This window comes from Clostridium sp. D53t1_180928_C8 (assembly GCF_015667795.1).
Lineage (GTDB): Bacteria > Bacillota > Clostridia > Clostridiales > Clostridiaceae > Clostridium.
Genome location: NZ_JADPEL010000006.1, coordinates 13,750 through 35,913 on the forward strand (window position 1 = coordinate 13,750; position 22,164 = coordinate 35,913).

Below are 22,164 nucleotides of genomic sequence, written 5' to 3' on the forward strand. Positions count from 1 at the left end.
CTTCTCCCTCCTAACTTTATTTAGAAACCTTCTCAAATAAACTCATAATTTCATTTATTTTTTCATCTCCATTATTATTTAAAATTGCATCTTTAACACAATGATCTAAATGTCTTTTTAAAATTTGTATGTTGGCCTTTTTTAATAATGATTGAACTGCAATTATCTGATTAGATATATCTATGCAATATCTCTCATCTTCTATCATTTTAATTATTCCTTCAATTTGACCTTTTGCTATTTTTAAATTTTGAATTGCTTTTTTTCTTTCTTCCATAACATCCTCCATTAACACTCCCCCCCTGGGGGGTATATATTGATTATAATACTTTTTTTATATTAGTCAATCTTATTTTTCATCTTTATTATTTTTTTATTCAAAATTTTTTACATCATATAAAGCTTTTATTTCTACTTATACCTTTATTTTTCATACATACTTTAAATAATACAGTAAAAAATATAACTGTATTATTTAAAGAGGTGATATTTATGAGTAAATGCCGTACAAAATCTGATCCAAACTGTAAGGACTATGCTGAGAAAATAAAAAATAAAGCAAATGAAAAAACCCCTTTTGAAATTGATAAACCAACAAAACATTATTAATATCAATAAAAAAGCTCCTAGGACTTATAAATCCTAAGAGCTTTTTTATATATTATTTACTTTTATCTTATAGCTATTTTTATGATAACTCAAATTTATAAAGATTTGAGTTAATAAAATTACATTCCTAACTAACGGATTCTAGTCTTCGTTTAAATTTAAGAATTTTGTTTATAACTATTTACTAACATCATAAAGAATTTAAATAATACAACTGATATTATCCCTGTTGTTATATATATTTGAATTCCTGATATTTGTTGAACAATATTACCAAAAGTTTCATAACCTTGTGCTATTAAATATCCAGACATTTTAGTTGATGCAACTATTCCTATTGCCATAGGGAATGTTAAACCAGCAAATCCTGGATGGAATATATATGAGAAGAATTTTGGTAATTTAATTAATATAAATATTAACGCACAAATTACTGCAAAGTATAAGTAATATACTATAAATTTATTTGGTGTTTGAATAAAATTAAAATAACTTACTAAACAAAGACTTGATGGTGCAAGTAATATTGCTTGAGTATGGAATACTGGGTCTTTTATTTCATGTTTTCCTAATCTATAAATCATAAATGGTATTATAATAGTAAATACTGCGATACCATAATAAACAACTATTTTACCTATTAAAGGTTCATTCATTACTCCACCAACAACTGTTGAAACCATAATACCATTATAAGTAACAAACCAGCTTGGAACAAAAGTTTGCATATTAACGCCCTTAATTACATTTCTATATGTAAATACTAAAATATGAATAGCATGTAATATTAAACCTGCAAACCATAATGTTTTACCGAAAATAGGACTTGCATTATAGAAATAACTACCTAATATCATAGTTATCATTGTAAATCCTGCATAAAGTGATGCTGGTACTGTATTAGAATATTCCTTCATACAAGTTTTTGGATATACAGCAAGCTTAACAACATATGTTAATAATACAACAACTGCAGCCCATGAAGTTATGTGTCTAATCCACGTATACCCCATATTAGAATATACAGTTGCTAAAGTTAACGCACCTACCATAGTTGGTAAAATAGCAACTGGTAAGTTTTCAATCTTTTGTAATAATGACTTATTATTCATAATTCCTCCTAAATAAATATAATAATAAAATAAGTTCTCTATATATCTTGTGCATTTTTTTAAAGTTTAATTATTTTGTTAATTTTTTCACTTTTTAATCAACAATTCTATTAACTTCCTAATGACAAATATGATTATACTTAACACACTTCATTAAGTATGTGATTTTTATCACAATATTGTTAATTTTTTAATTATTTTTTATATATAAAAAGAGAACTGAATTATTTCAGTTCTCTTTTACACTTTTATAAACTTAATATCTTTTTACCACTATCTACTAGATTACATTCATCTCCAACCTTAACTTTTCCACCTTTTAATACTCTAGTAAAAATACCATTCTTAGGCATTATACACTCTCCCACTTGATAGTATATTGCACATTTATCATGGCACTCCTTACCTATTTGAGTTACTTCTAAAAGAATCTCTTCTCCAATAGTTAACTTTTGTCCTACTGGTAATTTATTTAACTCAAATCCTTCTATAACTAAGTTTTCTCCAAAAGCACCGAAATCTACATTTCCGCCCTTATTTCTAAAATCTTCTATTTTTTCTAAAGCTAAAAGACTTACCTGTCTATGCCACTTTCCTGCATGAGCATCTCCTTCTATTCCAAACTCTTCTATAAGATTTGCTTCTGCAACTTCATTTTTTAATGTTCCTTTATGTTTACTTGTACATATAGCTATAACTTTTCCCATCTTTTCTATCCTCCAATTTGATTCATAAACTTTAACTCTTTATGTTCACTCTTTTCTAAGAATAAATGTTTTTCTGGCTTATCATAAATATTTTCATAAATTACTTTTTTCAGGTGATCACCTTCTATTCCCGATCTAAGCATAGATTTTAAGTCAACTCCATAATCAAAATGTAAACACTGCTTTAAAAAACCTTCTGGAGTTAATCTTATTCTGTTACATTCTTCACAAAAACAATTACTCATAGCACTTATAAATCCTATTTTCCCTTTAGCTTCATTAACTTTAATATAAGATGCTGGTCCTCCGCTTTTACTTCTAACTACCTCTTCATAATTCGGATATATTTCAGTAATAACTTTTAAAACTTCCTCATTAGTAGCACCTTTATAGTTAACTGCAATACCAATCGGCATAAGTTCTATAAATCTAACATCTATAGGCTTTTCTTTTGTAAGATTAACAAAATCTATTATTTCATCTTTATTAATATCATTTACTATAACAGTATTTAGCTTAACTTTTATTCCTAAAGCTATTGCCTTATCTATAGCCTCTAACACTTTGTGTAGATTTCCTACTCTAGTTAATTTATTAAATCTATCTTCTTTTAATGAATCTAGACTAATATTAACTCCCTTAAGGCCATTATTAGCTAATTCATCTATCATATCTGCTAGTAAAATTCCATTGGTAGTTAAATAAATTTCTTCAATACCTTCAATATTATTTATTTTACTTATAAGGCTAACTACTCCTGGTCTTACAAGGGGCTCTCCTCCAGTTATTCTAACTTTTTTGATTCCTAGTTTTGCACTTTCTTTTACTACTTTATATATTTCATTATCAGTTAACTTTTCATCTTTCTTTAAGAATTTATTGCCTTTTTCATCCATACAATAAATACATCTTAAATTGCAATTATCAGTTACAGATACCCTTAAATAATCTATTTCTCTTCCAAACTTGTCTTTCATACTAATTAAGAGGGTAATTTAAAAGTTAAACTCCCCACTCTTTCCTCCTGTTTTTTTAAGCAAATGAGTTCCTTCTATAACCATTCTCTTATCTACCGCTTTACACATATCATAAATAGTTAGTGCACTAATCATGGCAGCTGTTAATGCTTCCATTTCAACCCCTGTTTTATCAACTATTTTTACTGTAGCAGTTATTCCTATATAGCTTTCTTATTTATTTATCTCAAAATCTACATTACAACTTGTTATCATTAAAGGATGGCACATAGGAATTAAGTTAGATGTTTGTTTACTAGCCATTATTCCAGCAACTCTAGCAACCCCTAATACATCTCCTTTTCCAATTTTTCCAGCTTCTATTAATTCTAACGTTTCCGCACTTACCTTAATTCTTGAAACTGCAACTGCAACTCTAGCAGTTTCATTTTTTTCTGAAACATCAACCATCCTAGCATTTCCACTATTATCAAAATGAGTTAATTTATTATCCATGTTTTATCCTGCTTTCTAAAATTATTTTCCAAATGAGCAATGTGGGAAAGTACATACATTACAATCTAGACATAACCCACCATGCCCATATTCAACTATATCCTCAAATGATAATCTTTCATCACTTAGTACTCTTGGTAATACTAAATCAAGTACTGTTCTTTTTGAGTACATAGCACAACTTGGTACTCCTAATATAGGTGTATCTCCATAATATGCAAGTAAGAACATTGCTCCTGGTAATACTGGTGAACCATAAGTTACTAATTCTCCACCACATTCCTTAATTGCAGTCGGTGTTACATCATCAGGATCTACTGACATTCCACCAGTACAAATAATCATATCAACTTTTTCGTTAATTCCTTTTTTAATCTCTTCAATTATTCTTTCTTTATCATCTGGTAGTATTTCTTGTCTTATTACTTCGCTACCATAATACCCTAACTTTTGCTTTATTACTGGAAGAAATGCATCTTTAATTCTTCCCTTATACACTTCATTTCCTGTAGTTATTAATAAACATTTTTTAGGCTTTATTTCTGAAACACTTATTATTTTTTCTTTAATTAATTCTTCTGCAGTTATAATTCTTTTTTCATCTATTATTAATGGAATAACTCTTGTTGCTCCAACCTTTTCGCCTTTTTTTATTGGAGTATTATTATGTAATGTAGATACTATAATTTCTCCAACAGAATTCAATTTAAATAACTTTTCTTTATCTATCTTTAAAACTCCATCTATATCAGCAAAGAAATCAACTTTTCCTTCCTTTATTTCATCTGAAAGCCTTATTCCCTCTCCAACAACTAAATCTGATATTCTTGTTGCTGCCTCATTTTCATGAAGCTGACCTTCAACTGGTTCCCAAACATAAACATGTTCTTTCCCTATAGATAATAGCTTTTCAATATCTTCTTCCTTAATTATATGACCCTTTTTAAAAAGTCTTCCTTTAAACTCCCCTGGAATTATTTGTGTAACATCATGTGAAAGTATAGTTCCTACTGCATCTTCAACCTTTATCATTTTCATCTCTATATACCTCCTTTATTTCCTGGCACAATCTTTTGCTGTTCCTAATAATATATCAATTCCATGCTTTATATCATTTAATGCATAATCTAACGCTTCTTTACAAGCTTTAGGACTTCCTGGTAAATTTACTATTAATGTATCTCTTCTTATTCCTGATACAGCTCTTGAAAGCATAGCTCTCTTTGTAATTTGCATACTATACATTCTTATTGCTTCGCATATTCCTGGTGCTTCTCTTTCAATTACTGCTTTTGTAGCCTCTGGTGTAATATCTCTTTTAGAAAATCCTGTTCCACCAGTGCTTAATATTAAATTTACTTTAAGCTCATCGCTCATATATCTAAACTCATCAGCTAGCATTTCCTTATCATCCGGTAATATAATTTGCTTTACTACAGTAAATCCTGCTGCTTCAACTAATTCTCTTACCACTTCGCCACTTTTATCTTCTCTTTCCCCTGCATATCCTTTATCACTACTTGTAATTATTCCGACCGTATACATTATAATTCCTCCAATTCTTTATATTCCTTTTCCGTATTTATATTTAAAAAGTCTTGTTCTATAAATTTACTATTCATATCGCCTTCAATTACCTTTAAATTTAAAGTTCTTATTAATAATTGTAACTTGTTATTATTCTCTTTTATTGCTTCTTCAATTTTAGAAATTATATTTCTAGAATACACTCCACATAATGGCTGTAACCTTTCACTTACCCTTGGTACTAATACATCGTATTCTTCTTTGTAATTTCCTATTATATTTAATGTTTCCTTTGTAATTAATGGCATATCACAAGCAATACACAAAACCTTATCTGTCGTTGAATTAATAAGTGCAGAATGTATTCCACTTAATGGACCATTTCCCTTATATATATCTTCAACTACTCGTAAGTTAAATCCTTTATATTCTTCTAAATTATTTGAAATTATAATTACTTCCTTATATTCTTTTCCTGCTTCAATTATATGTTCTATAAATTTCTTTTCTTTATAATTTAATAAAGCTTTATTATTGTAGTTCATCCTACTACTTTTTCCACCTGCTAGTATAGCTAAAGTTTTATTTATCATAAGTACCTTCTCCTTAAAACTTTATTATATCTACTATTTCTCCAGCCTTAATACCTTCATTTCCCCCTTGAACCTCTATCATACAATTTGAATTTAAATTAGAGCTTAATATCCCATTTCCACTTTTCACTTGTGTTATATATACTACTTGTTTTCCTTCTTCTATAATTGCTCTTGCTCTAATAAATCTTCGTTGAGGACTGTTCTTAGTAAAATTATCACATAAAACTGCTTTTTCTCTTTTTACTTCAACATTATCATATCCTAACATTTTTTCTAAAGACGTTTTTACAAAAAGCTCAAATGCAGTTAAAGCTGCAGTTGGATTTCCTGATAAACTAACAACTAATGAATTATTCACCTTACTACAAAGCACTGCCGATCCTGGTTTAATTTTCACTTTCCAAAATAATCTTTTACCATTGATATTCTCTATTGATTTATTTAATAGATCTTTTTCACCTACAGAAACACCACCAGTAGTTATTATTAAATTCATATCCTTTGAAAGTTTACTTATATATTCTTCTATTTGATTTTCACTATCATTTACATGCGCAGTATAGCTAATATCATATCCTAATTCTTTAATTCTAGAAATTATACTATACTTATTACTATTAAATATTTTTCCCGCCATTAGTTTATTATCTATATCAATAACTTCATCACCAGTGCTTATTAAAGCAATTTTAGGCAATTTATAAACCTTAATTTTTTCTACTCCTGCACTAGCAATAATTCCTATATCAGCATAATCTAATTTTTTACCTTTTTTAACTAACAAGCTTCCTTTTTTAATATCCTCACCTTTAAAACATATATTTTCATTTTCTTTAATAGATTTATTTAAAACTATATAGTTATCATCTATTAATTTAATATCTTCTTGTTTTATTACAGCATTTGCTCCACTTGGTATTGGAGCTCCTGTCATTATCCTTACTGCTGTTTTTGAAGTAACTAAACTATTACATACATTACCTGCAAAAACTTTATCTATTACATTAATCTTTTCTTCTGATTTACTATCCTCTGCTTTTATAGCATATCCGTCCATTGCCGATTTATTAAATGGAGGATTATCAATCTCAGAAAAAACATCTTTTGCTAATACTCTTTTAATTCCATCTATCAGATTAACTTCTTCAATATCTAGCTGTTCTACATTTTCATTTAATATATTTAGTGCTTCTTCTAATAATATAAATGACTTCATTTACTCACCTCTTAAATAAAAATAGGCTTATTACTTCATATTTTAGGTATGAGTAATAAGCCTATTTTAAATATAAAAACCTAAAATCTAGGTCTTAAATTAACTAGTAAATAATTAAATATATTTAAATCAACTTATTTTCCTTCCCAAAACGTGGAGATAATACCTTTTCAAATATCACCCTTGAATTTATAATAATTCCGGCTTAAGCTCCATAGAATATACCCTTAGGATACTTAGCTCTAGAAAATATTTTATTGATAATTTTCAAATTTAAACTCTTTTTCTTTTTCAATTAAATCTGCAAGCTTCTTATAATCTTCTCTCGCTACTACAATCATATCTTTAATATCTAATTTAATATCACTTGCAATTGCAATTATTTTTTCTTTTGGAGTTATTATTCTATCACTTACTCCATTTCTAAATACTTCAATTTTTCTTAAATAACTTTTCTTATAACCTTCAACTAATATTATGTCTTTATCTAATACCATTTTAATAATATCATTAAGTTCTGTTTCTTCTTGTAATTCTTTTATCATTGCTAATCTATTTTTTGAAGAAATTATTACTGTTTCTGATCCTGCTTCTCTATGTTTATATGTATCTTTTCCCTTTTTATCTATATCAAATCCATGAACATCATGTTTTATGGTTGCTATACTATAACCTCTAGCTTTTAGTTCTTGTATTAAGCCTTCAAGTAAATAAGTTTTTCCAACATTAGAACTTGAACCAACTATATTAATTACTTTGGACATTAATTTCATCCCTTATATTATATTTTTAGTTTGCATTATATAGACTTTTTTTATTTTTGTAAATACCTTATTTTATTATATATCATTTTAAAACTAAGAAGTTAGAGTTAAAAATGAAAATTTATATTTTTCCCATTTTTAACTTCTAACTTATTTTAAAGGAAACTCGACTCCCTTTGGTCGCTGAGTAAGTTCGATTAACTAAATCAAAGATTTAGAATCTTACTTATAGCTAAACTCAAAGTTTTTTTCTATGTTGAAGAAATCTGCGTAATCTATGTCAAATAGACTCTTAGTTACTTTAGAAACATCAATATTTTCTTTTATAAGCTGAGTTAATACTCCTGCATAAGAAAGGTCTCCTTGAATTATAGCTCCATAAATCTTTCCATCTTTATGAATTATCTTCTTGTAATTATCTCCATCAACATGAGTTTCAACTATATAAGTTTCATCAGCCGGTTCTACCATTCCAAGAGACATTGTAGCTACTCCTACAAAATTCATTGTATTTTTGCTACCAAAGAAATCTGTCATTACACTATCTTTACCTAACATATTGTTAGCTGCAATTATCCCTTCTTTTACTGCTGTTGGCCATATTGGATTTCTTCCAGTAACATCTCCAGCACCATATACATTTTCTACATTAGTTTTACCTTTTGCATCAATAATTAATCCAAATCTATCACATTCTACATTACTATTTTCTAAGAATGCTACATTAGATCTTACTCCAGTTGCAACTATTACTAATTCACATGGAACCTCTTCTCCAGTATTTAGCAATAAAGCTTTTGGATTATTATTTACATCTAAAATTAACTTTTCAGCTTTAACACCTAATTTTAGAGAAACACCCTCTTCAGTAAATTTCTTTTCATATACATCAGATGCATGCTTATCTAATTGTAATGGAAGTATTTTATTACCCATTTCAACTAAAGATATATTTACTCCCTGTCCAATAAGTCCACTTACTGCATCTATCCCAACAAGACCAGCACCTAAAACTACTACATTTTTAACTTTTGCAGCTTGTTCTTTTATTAATATAGCATCATCTAAGTTTCTTAGTCCAACTACATTGTTAGCTTCTCTTAATCCTTCAACTGGTGGAATGAAGGCTGATGCTCCACTACAGACTACTACCTTATCGTAGCTTAAAGTTTCACCATTAGATAATTCTAAGGTTTGTTCAGCATCATTAAGTGACTTAACTTCTACACCTTTAATCCAAGTTATATTATTTTCTTCAAAGAAGTTCTTTCCTGTAAAGTTTAATGCTTCAACATCTCTATGATTTGAAATATAGTGATGAAGTATACATCTTGAATATACATTTTCATCCTTAGATACTAATATTATTTCAGCATTTTTATCTAAATCTCTTAAAGTACTTGCAGCACTTATTCCTGCTGCTGAGGCTCCTATAACAACATATCTCATTATTCTGTTACCTCCTCTAAAGTAATTGCTCCCATTGGACATTTAGCTACACATTGTGGTGTTCCTTGAGCTTTACAATTATCACATTTCATTATTTCTTTATGAACTCTGCTATCTGCTTTTAAAACCCCATAAGGACATGCCATTACACACATATAACAACTAGCGCAGTGTTCTTTATTATACTCTACTAATCCATTTTCTTTATTTTTACTCATGGCACCAGTCATACAAGTATAAACACATTCTGGTCTATCACAATGTCTACAGAAAATTGGTGCATATTTTCCTGAACTATCTATAGTTATTCTACTTCTTGTATCTTCAGAATCATGAGCTACTATACATGCTGTTGTACAAGTTAAACATCCTACACATTTATCTCTATCAATCTTAATTCTTTCCATTACTAATCACTCCTTAAGTGAAAATTAAAATTTTTATTTTATTATTTCTTTATAACTTTTACTGCAACAGTTTTAAATGATGGTTCCTTTGAATATGGATCATAAACTGAAGGTGTAAGTGCATTTGTTTCTATATAGTGTATTGGCGCATATAAATGATCCTTTTTAACATGATCAGATATTTTTATAGTAAAATCTTTTGTTACACCATTTTGAGAAGCTATTGAAACTCTTTCATTATGTTCTATATTTAACTCTTTAGCTAACTCTGGATGCATAAATGCATATGATTCCTTAGAATAAATTCTTTCTGATTCATCAATTTCTCTTGATCTAACACTAGTATGCCATTGACCTACTGTTCCTCTTCCTGAGTTGAATATATATGGGAACTCTTCTGTTGCTTGAGTTGGATTTTCAGCTATATCTTCAAAGTGGAATTTAGCTTTCTTTGAAGGAGTATAGTAATTACCATCTTCAAATAATCTTCTTTCATCTTCAACTAAAGTTTCTCCAGCTCTAAATGGCCATTGAACTCCCCTTGAACCTTCCATATTTTGTCCTTCAAGCATTTCATAAGTTACACCAGTTATATCACAAGGCATTCCCTTAGAACATTTCTTTAATAATTCAAATGCACTTCTTGGAGTTTCCCATCCTTTAAGATTTTCTCCCATTCCAAGCTCTTTACCTATATTATAGAATATCTCAAAATCTGATAATTCTCCTTCTTCTTTAGAAATTACAGGATTAACTTTTGATAATCTTCTTTCAGTATTTATTAAAACACCTTCTTTTTTAATTGCAGGTACTGAAGGTAAGTATAAATCACAAAGTTTAGCACTGTCAGTATCTTCATATATATCTTGAACTACGAAGAAATCTAAGTTCTTAACACACTTTTCGAATTCTTCATTATTCGCCCATGAATGCCTTGGGTTTGTACAAACAACCCATAGCCCCTTAATTTCTCCTGAAATAGCTTTTTCTATTATTGCATTGTATGGAATTGTTGGCTTAGTAGCAAGATAGCTTTCATCTACTCCTATAGCTTCAGAAACAGCCTTTCTACGTACTGGATTATCGAAGTCTCCACCACCGAATAAACCAGCTGTGTTACTGAAAGCTCTTGATCCCATAGCATTACATTGTCCTGTTAAAGAGTTAGCTCCAGTTCCTGGTCTACCCATATTTCCAGTTATTAATGCTAAGTTAATTATTGATTGAGCTGTTCTAACAGCTTGGTAACCTTGATTAACTCCCATTGTCCACCAGAATGAAACTCTTTCTCCTGCATGAATTGTTTCAGCTAGTTCAACAACTCTTTCTGCTGATATTCCTGTTTCAGCTTCAACATTTTCTAATGTGAATTTAGCAACATGATTTTTGAAGTCTTCATATCCTTCTGTATGGTTTTCAATATAATTTGTATCTATATATCCTTTTTCTATTAAAACATTAGCTAAAGTATACATTAATACTAAATCAGCTTTTGGTTTAACATCTACCCATATATCTGCATTCATAGCTGTTTCAGATTTTCTTGGGTCTATAACTATTACTTTAGCATTTTTATTTTCTTTAATTCGTCCCCAGAATACTGGATGAGCTATAACTGGATTTGCACCAATTAAGAATATTGTATCTGATAATTCAGCATCATTTAATGTATATGGAGGAGCATCGAATCCAAAGCTTTGCTTATGAGCAACTACTGATGTAGCCATACATAATCTTGTATTACCATCACCATTAATCCCCATATGATTTCTACCTACATGTCCTAGTAAAGCCATGTCTTCTGTTGGCATTTGTCCTGTACTAATGAAAGCAACACTTTCTTTACCGTACTTTTCTTGAATGCTTGTCATTTTTTTAGCAAATGTTTTAAATCCTTCTTCCCATGATATTTCTTTCATTTCACCATTTTCATCTCTTAAAAGAGGACTTTTTCTTGCTTTAATTTTAGTTTGTTGCTTATCTAAATTTAAACCTTTTATACAACAAAAACCTTTATTTACAGGGTAGTCAACAGTAGGTGAAACCTTAGCAATTTTACCATTTTCTACATAAAAATCTATATTACATGCTAATGCACATAAATTACATGTTGATTGAATCTTCTTCATACTACTTTCATCTCCAATTCACAATTTTAATAAATTTTATATTCAGTATTATTTCAGATTCATTTTATCATTAAAGAATATTTACAACTGTGATTATAATCACAAATTCCCTTTTTTATTGTCATTAATTTAACAATATTTTTCTAAAAACTCTTTTTTTATTTAATAAAGGTAAAAATTAAGCTATTGAGTTATTTTTTTAATAACTCAATAGCTTATAAAAGTATTATACTGATTCAATTTCACTATCAAAGATATCTTTATTCAAACTACCTGATATCTTTTCAATTCCAAAACCTGTTACCCCATAAATAATAGCAAAAACTATTCCTAGATAACATGGTATAGCCCACATACCAAATTCTAGTGGTCCAACGCCTAAAACATCTAAATAAAAAATTCCTGATGCCCCCCATGGAATAAATGGAATTAACATTGTTCCTGCATCTTCTAAAGTTCTAGATAAATTTTTAGGATGTAATCCCATATCAATATATACCTCCTTTAATAATGTTCCCATCATTAATATTGGTACTGATGCTACGCCTGTAGCAAATACTAAAATCGTACTTCCTACAACTGCAACTACAGTAAGTTGCCATACTTTCTTTATTCTTTCCCTAGCAACATTAACAATTACTTCTAAACATCCAGCCTTCTCTACTATTGCTGCAAATGAATATCCACAAAATATCATTACAACAATTGAAGTCATTGACATTAATCCACCTCTTGATACTAACTTTATCACTTGCTCACTACAATTTGCGATATTAAATCCTTCTGCTGTAACCATACTTATATCAAAACCATTTACTACAGCTTTAAATCCATCGGAAAAGTTAAATCCATGAGATATACTTCCGACAACAATTGCAACTACTGATGATAATAACATCATAGGAACAGTAGGCTTTTTAGTTAATGCACCTATAATTATTACTACTATAGGTAACAACATAAATATATTCCAATTGTAAATACTATCTAATGAATAAAGTAAATTAGCTATGCTTTCTGAAGAAAAACTACTTCTATCTAACCCTAATCCTACAATTAAATATACTATAATACCTATACCAGCTGAGGGTAATGTTGTATATAACATATGCTTTATATGATCAAACAACTCTACTCCTGTAACTAAAGGAGCTAGATTTGTTGTATCTGATAGCGGTGATAACTTGTCTCCAAATACTCCACCTGAAACAATTGCCCCTGCAGCAATTGGAAGAGGTACCCCCAAACTTTCTGCCATTCCTATTAACGCAACCCCTGCTGTTGCTGTTGATCCCCATGCTGTTCCTGTAGCCATTGATACTATTGCAACTATTACAAAAGCCGACACTAAAAACATTTGTGGGCTAATTATTTTTAACCCATAATATATCAACATAGGAACAGTACCTGAATAAATCCATGTACCAACTACTATGCCTACAGAAAATATAATTAATATTGCTGGCATACATTTTCCAATACTATCAGAAATAGCATTCTCTATATCACACCATCTTAAACCTACCCGATATGCTATAAACGATGCATAAGCAGCCGATATTAATAAGAGTGGTTGAATAGGTAGCTTTAAATAAACATTTCCTACACCTACTATTAATGCCATAACTACAATACATGATATTGACTCTAAAACGCTAGGCTTTCTTACCATATAAATCCCCCTTTTAATTCATTTTCAAATTTTATCAAAATATCTAATAATAAAACAAAAAAACTATCATTATGTAAATACATTACTTAATGATAGCATATTTTATATTATATGTTAAATACTTCTAATATTTTTAATAATTTTTTAACTATTTACTATTTCTCCACCATTTATATGAATAGTTTGACCTGTTATATAGGAAGCAGCTTCTGAAGCTAAAAATACGTATGCTCCTGCACATTCAACTGGCTGTCCAGCCCTTGCCATAGGAGTATTTGCACCAAACTGAGGAATTTCATTTGCTTGAAAACTTGATGGTATTAGCGGTGTCCATATTGGTCCTGGTGCAACAGCATTAACTCTTATACCACTTTTATTCTTTGCTAATGATGTAGATAGCGATCTTGTTAATGTTACTATTGCCCCTTTAGTCATGGAATAGTCTATTAACTTTTCATTTCCTGCATAGGCAGTAACTGATGCTGTATTTATTATACAAGCGCCAGATTTCATTTGCTTTAATGCTGCTCTTGTCATATAAAATGTTCCATAAATATTAGTTTTCATTGTCTTATCAAATTGCATATCTGTAATTTCCTTAAAATCTTTACATTCATATTGAACTGCAGCATTATTTACTAATATATCTATTTTCCCATATTCATTAATAACTTTTCCTATAACATTAGTACAAAAACTTGATTCTGCTATGTCTCCTTGAATTATAGTACAATTTCTTCCTATTGTTTCAATTAGTTTTTTAGTATCTTCTGCATCCTTTACTTCATTATAATATACTATAACAATATCAGCTCCTTGATAAGCATAAGCCACTGCTACTGCCCTTCCTATACCACTATCTCCACCTGTTATTATTGCAACTTTATCCTTTAATAAATCACCACTTTTTATATACTTTTCATCATAATAAATAGGTTCAGGATTCATTTCATGCTCAAACCCTGGATGCTTATCTTGATGTTGTGCTGGAAAGCTAGTTGGAAAATTCATATTATCACTCCTAATAATAATTTAATTAATATAATTTATTATTAGTTACTTTCTACTTTATAATACTTGTTATTTATATAAAAAATTCACCATATCAAAAAAACATTGTCATGGTGAACTTCTAAATATAAACTATTAAATTATTCTTTTCTTTAATAACTCATCAACAAGAGCCTTAGCTTCCGCTAAACATGAGCCGCATCCTTTTCCACAGTTAGTTGCATCTTGCACTTCTTGAAAAGTATCTGCTCCATTTTCTATTGCTCTTTCTATATCATCTACTGATACATTAAAACAATAACATATCTTTTTGTTCTTATCCATATGTTTTACCTCCATACCTTTAAATCTATAAAAATATCAGCTATTTATATAATTTACAATTTATTTTGTCATTATACTAAAACATATCTATAAATCTTTAATACTTATATTTCATCTAAAATTGAATCTATAATTTTTCTTGCAATTGTATTTTTATCTGGTAACATTGGTAAATTATCCTTACTATACCAATCTGCATGGATAATTTCTTCACCATCAACTTTTATTTCCCCACTTTCATATTCTGCCGTAAATCCAATCATAATCGAATTAGGATATGGCCATGGCTGACTTGAGGAATACTTAATATTTTTCACCTTTATATTTACTTCTTCTAATATTTCTCGTTTTACACATTCTTCCAAAGTCTCATTTACATCTACAAATCCAGCTACATTACTATGTAATCCTTCTGGAAAATTTTTATTATTAGCTAATAAAATCTTATCTCCTTTAGTTATTCCTACTATTATTGCAGGACAAACTTGTGGATAACTCATATATTCGCATTTCTTACATTTCATTGCAAATTCATATCCAACAAATTCATTTTCGCCACCACATACTCCACAAAACTTATTAGTCTTATGGAAATGAATAGTTTGAGCAGCTCTCCCACAAACTGGAACAATATCCTTTTCTATAATTGCTGACCCCTGTCTTAAAGCAATAAACTTTAATTCTCCTGTTATCTTAATACATGAACTTATTTCACCACAAAAACAATGAATTCCTTTAAATGTACCTAAATGATATATTATTTCAAGACCATCAATTAAATTCTTAATATCCTTAAATGTTGGAATAAAAACTTTTCCCATATCTTCTTTAATTAAAATCATTTTATCTTGAAATAAAAAATATAAATCTTCATCTCTATTTCCAGCTGGGAATTTAGCATCTGCTATAAAGTTCATATAGTTATCAGTATTATTCATATATTTCTCCTCTATTCTTCTATAATTTCACAATGCATATATTCCTCAACTTCATTCCACGGAACAATAAATCCTTGGCCTTTAGAACAAAATACTGAATTTGAAGAATACTCTATATCTGCATTTTTATTATAATTTCTTTTAGTAAGTATATCTTGGGTATTATGACAAACATCATATCCATCAAACATTAAATTTATTCTACCCCTACCTTTTGTAAAGGCAATAAGTTCTGTACTATAATCCATAAATGTTGATACTGGCCCTCTTCCAACTATTCTTACTTTATTTAAATCAGTTTCTGGAGGATTAAAGCTACCATATAATTTTTGAATATCAGATAAAACTCTTCCCATATAATCAAGCTCTACCTCAATATTAAACTTATAAAAAGGCTCTAATAAAACATTTTCTGCTTTTTCTAAGCCTTGCCTCAATGCTCTAAATGTAGCTTCTCTAAAATCTCCACCTTCAGTATGCTTATTATGTGCTCTACCAGTTAACAACGTAACTTTAATATCTGTAATCTCTGATCCTGTTAATATCCCATTATGTTTTCTTTCAAACAAATGAGTCTTTATTAAATTTTGATGCCCTGTAGTTAAATGATCTGCATGACATTTATTTTCAAAAATAATTCCAGAACCTCTTGGAAGACTTTCTAACTTTAAATGTACTTCTGCATAATGTTTTAATGGTTCAAAATGCCCATATCCATTAACCTTATTATTTATAGTTTCTTTATATATTATTTCACATGGTCCAAAATCTATATTTAAATTAAATCTTTTTAATACAACTTCTTTTAAAACTTCTAATTGTATTTTTCCCATAATATGAACTTGTATTTCTTGTAATGTTTCATTCCAAATAACATTTAAAGCAGGATCTTCAGCCTCTAAAATTCTAAAATTCCCCAACACTTCTTTTACATTGCAAGATTTATCAAAAATCACGCTAGACATTAATGTTGGAATCATATTAAACTTTATTTTTTCTTTTAAACGTCCTACTCCATCACCTATATTTAAACTTGTTAATCCCGTAACTGCAAAAACATCTCCTGCTATCACCTTATCTACAGTAGTAAATTTATTGCCATTATAAATTCTTATGCTACTTACTTTTTCCTTTAAAACATCATTTTTAACTTTTACATTTATTTCATCTCTAACCTTTAGTATTCCACCTAATGATTTAATAAATGTAATCCTTGTTCCCTTGTCATCATATCTTATTTTATATACAACTCCTGAAAATTCTTCACTTTCATTATAGTTAGTAAAAGTCAATTCTTCTAAAGAATTTAAAAATTCTGATATCCCTATATCTTGAAGGGCAGCTCCTGCAAAACATGGAAATATTCTTCTTTCTTTAATTAATTTACTTAGCTCATCTATCCATAGCTTATTATTATATTCTCCATTAAGATATTTTTCTAATAAGTCATCATTTCTTTCAGCTATAAACTCAACTACATCATCTTTAATATCTGTAATATTATCTATATAACAAGCATCCTTAGTTAAATTTATTTTTATTTCACTAATAACATTTTCTAAATTTGCTCCTGTTCTATCTAATTTATTAATAAATAAAAATGTAGGCACATTATATTTTTCAAGCAGTTTCCATACAGTTTCTGTATGAGCCTGTACTCCCTCTACTGCACTTACAACTATAATTGCATAGTCCATAATTCCTATAGCTCTTTCCATTTCACATGAAAAATCTATATGCCCTGGTGTATCTATTAAATAATATGTTGATTTTCCTAATTCAAAACTTGCTTGATCTGAAAAAACTGTAATTCCTCTTTCCTTTTCAATATCATGACTATCTAAAAATGAATTCTTATGATCTACTCTTCCTCTATTTCTTATAGCATTTGTATGATAAAGAATTTGTTCAGAAAAAGTTGTTTTTCCAGCATCAACATGAGCTAAAATACCTATTGTTTTTTTCATTTAATCACCTTTTCTATTAACTGTAAATAAATTTATATTTAAATTATATCATGTATATATATAATTACCATTTAAGATTTTTCTAACAAAAAAAACGCAGTAATAATAAACTACTATTACTGCGTTTAACTTTTTATCTAAATATATGACTCAAATACCTTAACAAAATATTTTTGTGCCACATATAAAAGTTGACAAGTTGTCTTTACTGTATAAAATATATCATTTATACAATCTTCTTCTAAGCTTAAATACTCTTCTCTATTTATCTTTAATTCATCGAGATAATCAACTGTTTCATCTATATTATCTAAAATACCATCAAAAATATACTGATTTTTTCTTAATGTCTTTTTTAACATTAAATGCAAAGTAAATTCATATGCAAAATGACTCTTCATATCTTTACCGTAATACTCTTCTAAGTGATACTTACAAAAGCAATCTGCAATATAATGAGCTATTTTTCCTATAATAAATGATACCTCATTAATATCTAACTCATTATTTTCAATGTATTCTTTATATTCAAGCATTTTATCCTTTGAAACACTATATGTGTGTTTAATCTTATTTCCTCTCTTGTGTAAATCTGGCTCTACACATCCTTCTAAGAATCTTTTTTTATTTAAACTTAAATTATATTTATCATTGCAAATCTTATAACAATACGAACCTATGACTAAATGTGTGTTTATTAGCATACGATTTCTCCCCTCGTCAGAATGTTAAAACACTCTTCATTTCCGACAATATTATTATACAATATTATTCTGAATTTTGACTGTTATTTTCTCAGATTTCTTTTGGATTTTTCAGAACATTTTAACACTTTTAATTATTATTACTATATCTATTACTTTTAATTCTATATTTTAATTATTTAATTTATGCCATTATTTAACAATAAAAAAAAATAATATTAGAATTAATTCCAATTAAATATTTATAATTTCTTTTAAAACATATGAGTATTTTATTATGGACATACTAAATAAATAATATTAGGAATTTGGAGGTATATAATGAAAGTTAGACTTGGCTACGTTGCTATATCAAAAAAACTTGGAAAAAAAGTTACATCCTCAAGCACTGTAACTTTTACTAATTATAATAAAATTGCTCTTCCTGAAAAAAGACTTGAAAAGCTAAAACTAGTTTCAGCTTCAAACCTAAAAGATTTAGAAACAATAATAAAATATAATATAGAAAATAATATTCATTTTTATAGAATAACATCTGCATTAATTCCACTAGTAACTCATCCTGAAGTAGGATACTGGGGACACAGAGAGTTTTTAAAAAAAGATTTTGAATATGTAGGTAAACTTATTAATAATTCTAATATGAGAGTTGATACTCATCCTGATGAATTTAATGTTATTAATAGCATTAATCCTAATGTAGTTGAAAACACTAAAATAAATCTAATGTGTCAAGCTGAGTGGTTTGAAGATTTTAAATATGATTTAGGAAAAATGGTTATTCATGTTGGTGGTGCTACCAATGGTAAAGAAGCTGGTATAGAAAGGTTTATAAATAATTTTAGAACTTTTCCGGAAGAGGTTAAATCTAAAATAATTATTGAAAATGATGATAAAACATACACTGCACAGGAAACTCTAAATTTATGTAACGAATTGCACTTACCAATGGTTTTAGATATTCATCATCATAATTGTAACAATTCTGATGATGACATATATAAATTAATACCTAAAATATTTGAAACTTGGAAAAATGAAAAATTACCACCTAAGCTACATTTTTCATCACCTAAAACCGGGGAAAAAGATAGAAAACATGCTGATTTTATTAATCCTAATGATTTTGTTAATTTCTTAGAAAACATAAAAACTTTTAATACTGATATAGATATAATGCTTGAATGTAAAGAAAAGGATCTTGCTCTTTTTAAACTTGTTAGCGACATTCAAGAAGTTAAACCCGAATATAAATGGATTGATGAAAGTACTTTTATTGTATAAATTAAATTTTTTTCTTAAGTAAGTATAAAGTAAAAAAAAGTGTCAATAATAGACTATGATGTAAAACATACTGCAAATATTTTACACCATATTACAACTTTAGTTATTTCGACAAATAGCATTTAAAAATTAGTAGCATTCTATTCACTAGATTGTCTACTATTTTTTATTTTTAATGTAAATTGAATAATATCATTATCTATCTCATAACTTAATTTTCCATCAATTCCTTTTGATAATTCATTACATAAATATAATCCTAAGCCCGAACTGCTTACTTCTTTAGATATATCGTTATAAATATTATATTTTATAAAAGGCTCTAATAGATTTTTTCTTATATTCTCTGGAATATCAGTGCATTTATTACTTATTTTAAAAATTATATTTTCCTCTTCTTCATATAAATTAATATCTATTTTTTTCCCAACACTATACTTTAAAGCATTATCAATTAAATTAACTATTATTGACTCCATATCTTCTAAAACGGAATATATAGTTACTTCTTGTAGTGTTTTGTTTATTATATAACTTTTATTTTCTATTCTTACTTCAAAGTCTTCTATTATTTCATCAATTAATTCTGTTAGTGAAAATTCACATTTATTCTTATCTGAATTAATTTTTCCCTTTGATACATCAAGTATCTTTTCAACTAAAGTTTTCATCTTTTCACTTTCCATTATTATTCTATCACTGGCTCTACTTATAAACTCTTCATCTAATTCTTTTAATTTATTATCTTTAAATATTTGTACATATAGTGATATTGCTGTAACAGGAGTTTTTAGTTCATGTGTTGCATTATTAAAAAACTCTCTTGAAACCTTTTGTAGTTGTTCAACTTTTTCTTTTTCTTCAATTATAATTTCCATTTGATCTTTTATTTTATTTTTCATTAAATTATAACTTTTTGAAAGTTCACCAATTTCATCATTACTATTAATAATAATATCTTTTGAATCTATACTTTTTGATAAATCATTCATGGATTCACTTAATTCATTTATCGGTTTAGTAACTTTGCTTATGATAATTGAACTTACAACAACTATTGATAAAACTGCAATAACTTGTCCAATGATTACTATTGTTATTACATTAATATTTTTATTATATTTATCAGTATAATCTTTTTGAATAATCAAATTACAATAAAAATCATTATCTAAATAAATAGGATAATTATATGTTACACAATAAATATTATTTAATCTTTTAAATCTTATAATAGACCTTAAATTTTCACTTTCATTTACTATATTATTGATTTCCTCTTCACTTATTAATACACTAACATATTCATTTATTTCACCTTTATTATTTATCATAGAAACATATGAATTTGTTAAACCTTTAATACTATTTAAACTTTTCCACTTACTTTCTCCAATAAGCTCATTTTGATTAATAGTGTTTATAGCAAAACCTTTTATATTGGTTATTTCATTTATAATATCATTTCTTAATGTATTTTCTAAAAATAATGAAATAAAAATAGTAAATACTAAGTTTATTAATACTACTGAAATTATTGTTCCAAATAACAACTTACTCCTTAGTGTTTTAAACAATAAATCACCTCATAACATATCCTATACCATAAACTGTTTCAATTATGGAATTATCTTTATCTTCTTTTAATCTATCTCTTAACCTTTTTATATGGACATCAACAGTTCTAGTATCACCTTCATACTCATATCCCCAAACCTTTTGTAATAAATCTTCTCTTGAATAAATAACACCCATGTTTTCATATAAGAAATTTAATAAATCAAATTCCAATTTTCTCATAGGAACAAGCTTTCCTTCCTTAAATACACATCTTTCCTTAGAAGAAATTCTTATACCGTTAATTTCTTTCTTATCTTCTTGTATACATTCATTAAAATTCTTATTATTTCTTCTAAATATAACCTTAATTCTAACTAATACTTCCTTCATTTCAAAAGGTTTAACAATATAATCATCTGCTCCTAATTCTAGCCCTACTATTTTATCAAATATTTCTCCTCTAGCAGTTAACATTATTACATACGTATTTTTAGATATCTCTTTGCATATATCGAAGCCATCTATATCAGGTAGCATTAAATCTAATAATACTAAGTCTGGTTTAAATATTTCTACTAACTCTAATGCTTCTTTCCCATTAAAAGCACTTCTAACCTCATACCCCTCTTTTCTTAAAGCAAAGGTTAATCCATCATTAATTGAATACTCATCTTCTACTACTAATATTTTTCTTTTACTCATTGTTCCCTCTTTAT

21 protein-coding genes, 1 pseudogene and 1 riboswitch are annotated in these 22,164 nt (G+C 27.9%); of the genes and pseudogenes, 1 reads left to right on the forward strand and 21 read right to left on the reverse strand.

Features of this window, described 5'->3' with window-relative positions:
- Window positions 1-16: 16 nt before the first annotated feature.
- The 19 genes and pseudogenes from I4V51_RS06070 to I4V51_RS06160 form a co-directional block, all read right to left on the reverse strand.
- Window positions 17-289 carry a metal-sensing transcriptional repressor gene (locus tag I4V51_RS06070; protein WP_195987430.1) on the reverse strand — a complete coding sequence of 91 codons (273 nt, stop codon included), beginning with the start codon at window positions 287-289 and terminating at the stop codon, window positions 17-19.
- Window positions 290-767: 478 nt separating this feature from the next.
- On the reverse strand, window positions 768-1,721 hold the full coding sequence (locus I4V51_RS06075; RefSeq protein WP_195987431.1) for a TDT family transporter: 954 nt from the start codon (window positions 1,719-1,721) through the stop codon (window positions 768-770).
- Window positions 1,722-1,969: 248 nt separating this feature from the next.
- Entirely contained in the window at window positions 1,970-2,428 is a 459-nt protein-coding gene (locus I4V51_RS06080; protein ID WP_195987432.1) for an MOSC domain-containing protein, read from the reverse strand.
- Between the two features lie 5 nt (window positions 2,429-2,433).
- Entirely contained in the window at window positions 2,434-3,405 is a 972-nt protein-coding gene (moaA, locus tag I4V51_RS06085) for a GTP 3',8-cyclase MoaA (protein ID WP_195987433.1), read from the reverse strand.
- An 18-nt stretch (window positions 3,406-3,423) separates the two neighbouring features.
- Window positions 3,424-3,900: pseudogene (gene moaC, locus I4V51_RS06090) on the reverse strand (cyclic pyranopterin monophosphate synthase MoaC).
- A gap of 21 nt (window positions 3,901-3,921) precedes the next feature.
- On the reverse strand, window positions 3,922-4,938 hold the full coding sequence (locus I4V51_RS06095; RefSeq protein ID WP_195987434.1) for a molybdopterin-binding protein: 1,017 nt from the start codon (window positions 4,936-4,938) through the stop codon (window positions 3,922-3,924).
- Between the two features lie 15 nt (window positions 4,939-4,953).
- Entirely contained in the window at window positions 4,954-5,445 is a 492-nt protein-coding gene (locus I4V51_RS06100) for a MogA/MoaB family molybdenum cofactor biosynthesis protein (protein WP_195987435.1), read from the reverse strand.
- Window positions 5,445-6,020 (reverse strand): molybdenum cofactor guanylyltransferase, encoded by a 576-nt coding sequence (locus I4V51_RS06105; RefSeq protein WP_195987436.1) that lies wholly within the window; start codon window positions 6,018-6,020, stop codon window positions 5,445-5,447. The genes I4V51_RS06100 and I4V51_RS06105 overlap by 1 nt, the downstream gene beginning before the upstream one ends.
- A 13-nt stretch (window positions 6,021-6,033) precedes the next feature.
- Complete coding sequence (gene glp / locus I4V51_RS06110; RefSeq protein ID WP_195987437.1) at window positions 6,034-7,239, reverse strand: gephyrin-like molybdotransferase Glp; 1,206 nt, start codon at window positions 7,237-7,239, stop codon at window positions 6,034-6,036.
- A 123-nt stretch (window positions 7,240-7,362) separates the two neighbouring features.
- Window positions 7,363-7,499: riboswitch (molybdenum cofactor riboswitch) on the reverse strand.
- On the reverse strand, window positions 7,494-8,003 hold the full coding sequence (mobB, locus tag I4V51_RS06115) for a molybdopterin-guanine dinucleotide biosynthesis protein B (protein ID WP_195987438.1): 510 nt from the start codon (window positions 8,001-8,003) through the stop codon (window positions 7,494-7,496). (Overlaps the previous riboswitch by 6 nt.)
- Before the next feature lie 222 nt (window positions 8,004-8,225).
- Window positions 8,226-9,452: an FAD-dependent oxidoreductase gene (locus tag I4V51_RS06120; RefSeq protein WP_195987439.1), complete on the reverse strand. Its 1,227-nt coding sequence runs from the start codon at window positions 9,450-9,452 to the stop codon at window positions 8,226-8,228.
- Window positions 9,452-9,859, reverse strand: coding sequence for a 4Fe-4S dicluster domain-containing protein (locus tag I4V51_RS06125; protein WP_195987440.1), 408 nt, complete (start codon window positions 9,857-9,859; stop codon window positions 9,452-9,454). The genes I4V51_RS06120 and I4V51_RS06125 overlap by 1 nt, the downstream gene beginning before the upstream one ends.
- A 41-nt stretch (window positions 9,860-9,900) precedes the next feature.
- Window positions 9,901-11,988: a molybdopterin oxidoreductase family protein gene (locus I4V51_RS06130; protein WP_195987441.1), complete on the reverse strand. Its 2,088-nt coding sequence runs from the start codon at window positions 11,986-11,988 to the stop codon at window positions 9,901-9,903.
- Window positions 11,989-12,214: 226 nt separating this feature from the next.
- Complete coding sequence (nhaC, locus tag I4V51_RS06135) at window positions 12,215-13,660, reverse strand: Na+/H+ antiporter NhaC (protein WP_195987442.1); 1,446 nt, start codon at window positions 13,658-13,660, stop codon at window positions 12,215-12,217.
- Window positions 13,661-13,804: 144 nt separating this feature from the next.
- On the reverse strand, window positions 13,805-14,671 hold the full coding sequence (locus tag I4V51_RS06140; protein ID WP_195987443.1) for an SDR family oxidoreductase: 867 nt from the start codon (window positions 14,669-14,671) through the stop codon (window positions 13,805-13,807).
- Between the two features lie 135 nt (window positions 14,672-14,806).
- Window positions 14,807-14,995, reverse strand: coding sequence for a (2Fe-2S)-binding protein (locus I4V51_RS06145; RefSeq protein WP_195987444.1), 189 nt, complete (start codon window positions 14,993-14,995; stop codon window positions 14,807-14,809).
- Window positions 14,996-15,099: 104 nt separating this feature from the next.
- A complete protein-coding gene (gene nudC / locus I4V51_RS06150; protein WP_195987445.1) occupies window positions 15,100-15,933 on the reverse strand; it encodes an NAD(+) diphosphatase in 834 nt (277 codons plus the stop codon).
- Between the two features lie 11 nt (window positions 15,934-15,944).
- A complete protein-coding gene (locus tag I4V51_RS06155; protein WP_195987446.1) occupies window positions 15,945-17,900 on the reverse strand; it encodes a TetM/TetW/TetO/TetS family tetracycline resistance ribosomal protection protein in 1,956 nt (651 codons plus the stop codon).
- Window positions 17,901-18,037: 137 nt separating this feature from the next.
- Window positions 18,038-18,604 carry a zinc dependent phospholipase C family protein gene (locus tag I4V51_RS06160; RefSeq protein ID WP_195987447.1) on the reverse strand — a complete coding sequence of 189 codons (567 nt, stop codon included), beginning with the start codon at window positions 18,602-18,604 and terminating at the stop codon, window positions 18,038-18,040.
- A gap of 321 nt (window positions 18,605-18,925) precedes the next feature.
- Here I4V51_RS06160 and uvsE point away from each other — a divergent pair, with 321 nt between their 5' ends.
- Window positions 18,926-19,888: a UV DNA damage repair endonuclease UvsE gene (gene uvsE / locus I4V51_RS06165; RefSeq protein WP_195987448.1), complete on the forward strand. Its 963-nt coding sequence runs from the start codon at window positions 18,926-18,928 to the stop codon at window positions 19,886-19,888.
- 140 nt (window positions 19,889-20,028) lie between these two features.
- Here the strand turns inward: uvsE and I4V51_RS06170 are convergent, their stop codons facing one another.
- Together I4V51_RS06170 and I4V51_RS06175 are read right to left on the reverse strand one after the other, a co-directional pair.
- Window positions 20,029-21,465: a HAMP domain-containing sensor histidine kinase gene (locus tag I4V51_RS06170; RefSeq protein WP_195987449.1), complete on the reverse strand. Its 1,437-nt coding sequence runs from the start codon at window positions 21,463-21,465 to the stop codon at window positions 20,029-20,031.
- A gap of 4 nt (window positions 21,466-21,469) precedes the next feature.
- Window positions 21,470-22,150 (reverse strand): response regulator transcription factor, encoded by a 681-nt coding sequence (locus tag I4V51_RS06175; protein ID WP_195987450.1) that lies wholly within the window; start codon window positions 22,148-22,150, stop codon window positions 21,470-21,472.
- Window positions 22,151-22,164: the final 14 nt, after the last annotated feature.

Bases quoted from the DNA above. Each gene is read 5' to 3' on its own strand.
- moaA (WP_195987433.1), bottom strand. From the start codon at position 3,405: ATGAAAGACAAGTTTGGAAGAGAAATAGATTATTTAAGGGTATCTGTA.
- I4V51_RS06140 (WP_195987443.1), bottom strand. From the start codon at position 14,671: ATGAATTTTCCAACTAGCTTTCCAGCACAACATCAAGATAAGCATCCA.
- I4V51_RS06080 (WP_195987432.1), bottom strand. From the start codon at position 2,428: ATGGGAAAAGTTATAGCTATATGTACAAGTAAACATAAAGGAACATTA.
- glp (WP_195987437.1), bottom strand. From the start codon at position 7,239: ATGAAGTCATTTATATTATTAGAAGAAGCACTAAATATATTAAATGAA.
- I4V51_RS06100 (WP_195987435.1), bottom strand. From the start codon at position 5,445: ATGTATACGGTCGGAATAATTACAAGTAGTGATAAAGGATATGCAGGG.
- nudC (WP_195987445.1), bottom strand. From the start codon at position 15,933: ATGAATAATACTGATAACTATATGAACTTTATAGCAGATGCTAAATTC.
- I4V51_RS06070 (WP_195987430.1), bottom strand. From the start codon at position 289: ATGGAGGATGTTATGGAAGAAAGAAAAAAAGCAATTCAAAATTTAAAA.
- I4V51_RS06105 (WP_195987436.1), bottom strand. From the start codon at position 6,020: ATGATAAATAAAACTTTAGCTATACTAGCAGGTGGAAAAAGTAGTAGG.
- mobB (WP_195987438.1), bottom strand. From the start codon at position 8,003: ATGTCCAAAGTAATTAATATAGTTGGTTCAAGTTCTAATGTTGGAAAA.
- uvsE (WP_195987448.1), top strand. From the start codon at position 18,926: ATGAAAGTTAGACTTGGCTACGTTGCTATATCAAAAAAACTTGGAAAA.
- nhaC (WP_195987442.1), bottom strand. From the start codon at position 13,660: ATGGTAAGAAAGCCTAGCGTTTTAGAGTCAATATCATGTATTGTAGTT.
- I4V51_RS06145 (WP_195987444.1), bottom strand. From the start codon at position 14,995: ATGGATAAGAACAAAAAGATATGTTATTGTTTTAATGTATCAGTAGAT.
- I4V51_RS06130 (WP_195987441.1), bottom strand. From the start codon at position 11,988: ATGAAGAAGATTCAATCAACATGTAATTTATGTGCATTAGCATGTAAT.
- I4V51_RS06095 (WP_195987434.1), bottom strand. From the start codon at position 4,938: ATGAAAATGATAAAGGTTGAAGATGCAGTAGGAACTATACTTTCACAT.
- I4V51_RS06155 (WP_195987446.1), bottom strand. From the start codon at position 17,900: ATGAAAAAAACAATAGGTATTTTAGCTCATGTTGATGCTGGAAAAACA.
- I4V51_RS06120 (WP_195987439.1), bottom strand. From the start codon at position 9,452: ATGAGATATGTTGTTATAGGAGCCTCAGCAGCAGGAATAAGTGCTGCA.
- I4V51_RS06075 (WP_195987431.1), bottom strand. From the start codon at position 1,721: ATGAATAATAAGTCATTATTACAAAAGATTGAAAACTTACCAGTTGCT.
- I4V51_RS06160 (WP_195987447.1), bottom strand. From the start codon at position 18,604: ATGCTAATAAACACACATTTAGTCATAGGTTCGTATTGTTATAAGATT.
- I4V51_RS06175 (WP_195987450.1), bottom strand. From the start codon at position 22,150: ATGAGTAAAAGAAAAATATTAGTAGTAGAAGATGAGTATTCAATTAAT.
- I4V51_RS06125 (WP_195987440.1), bottom strand. From the start codon at position 9,859: ATGGAAAGAATTAAGATTGATAGAGATAAATGTGTAGGATGTTTAACT.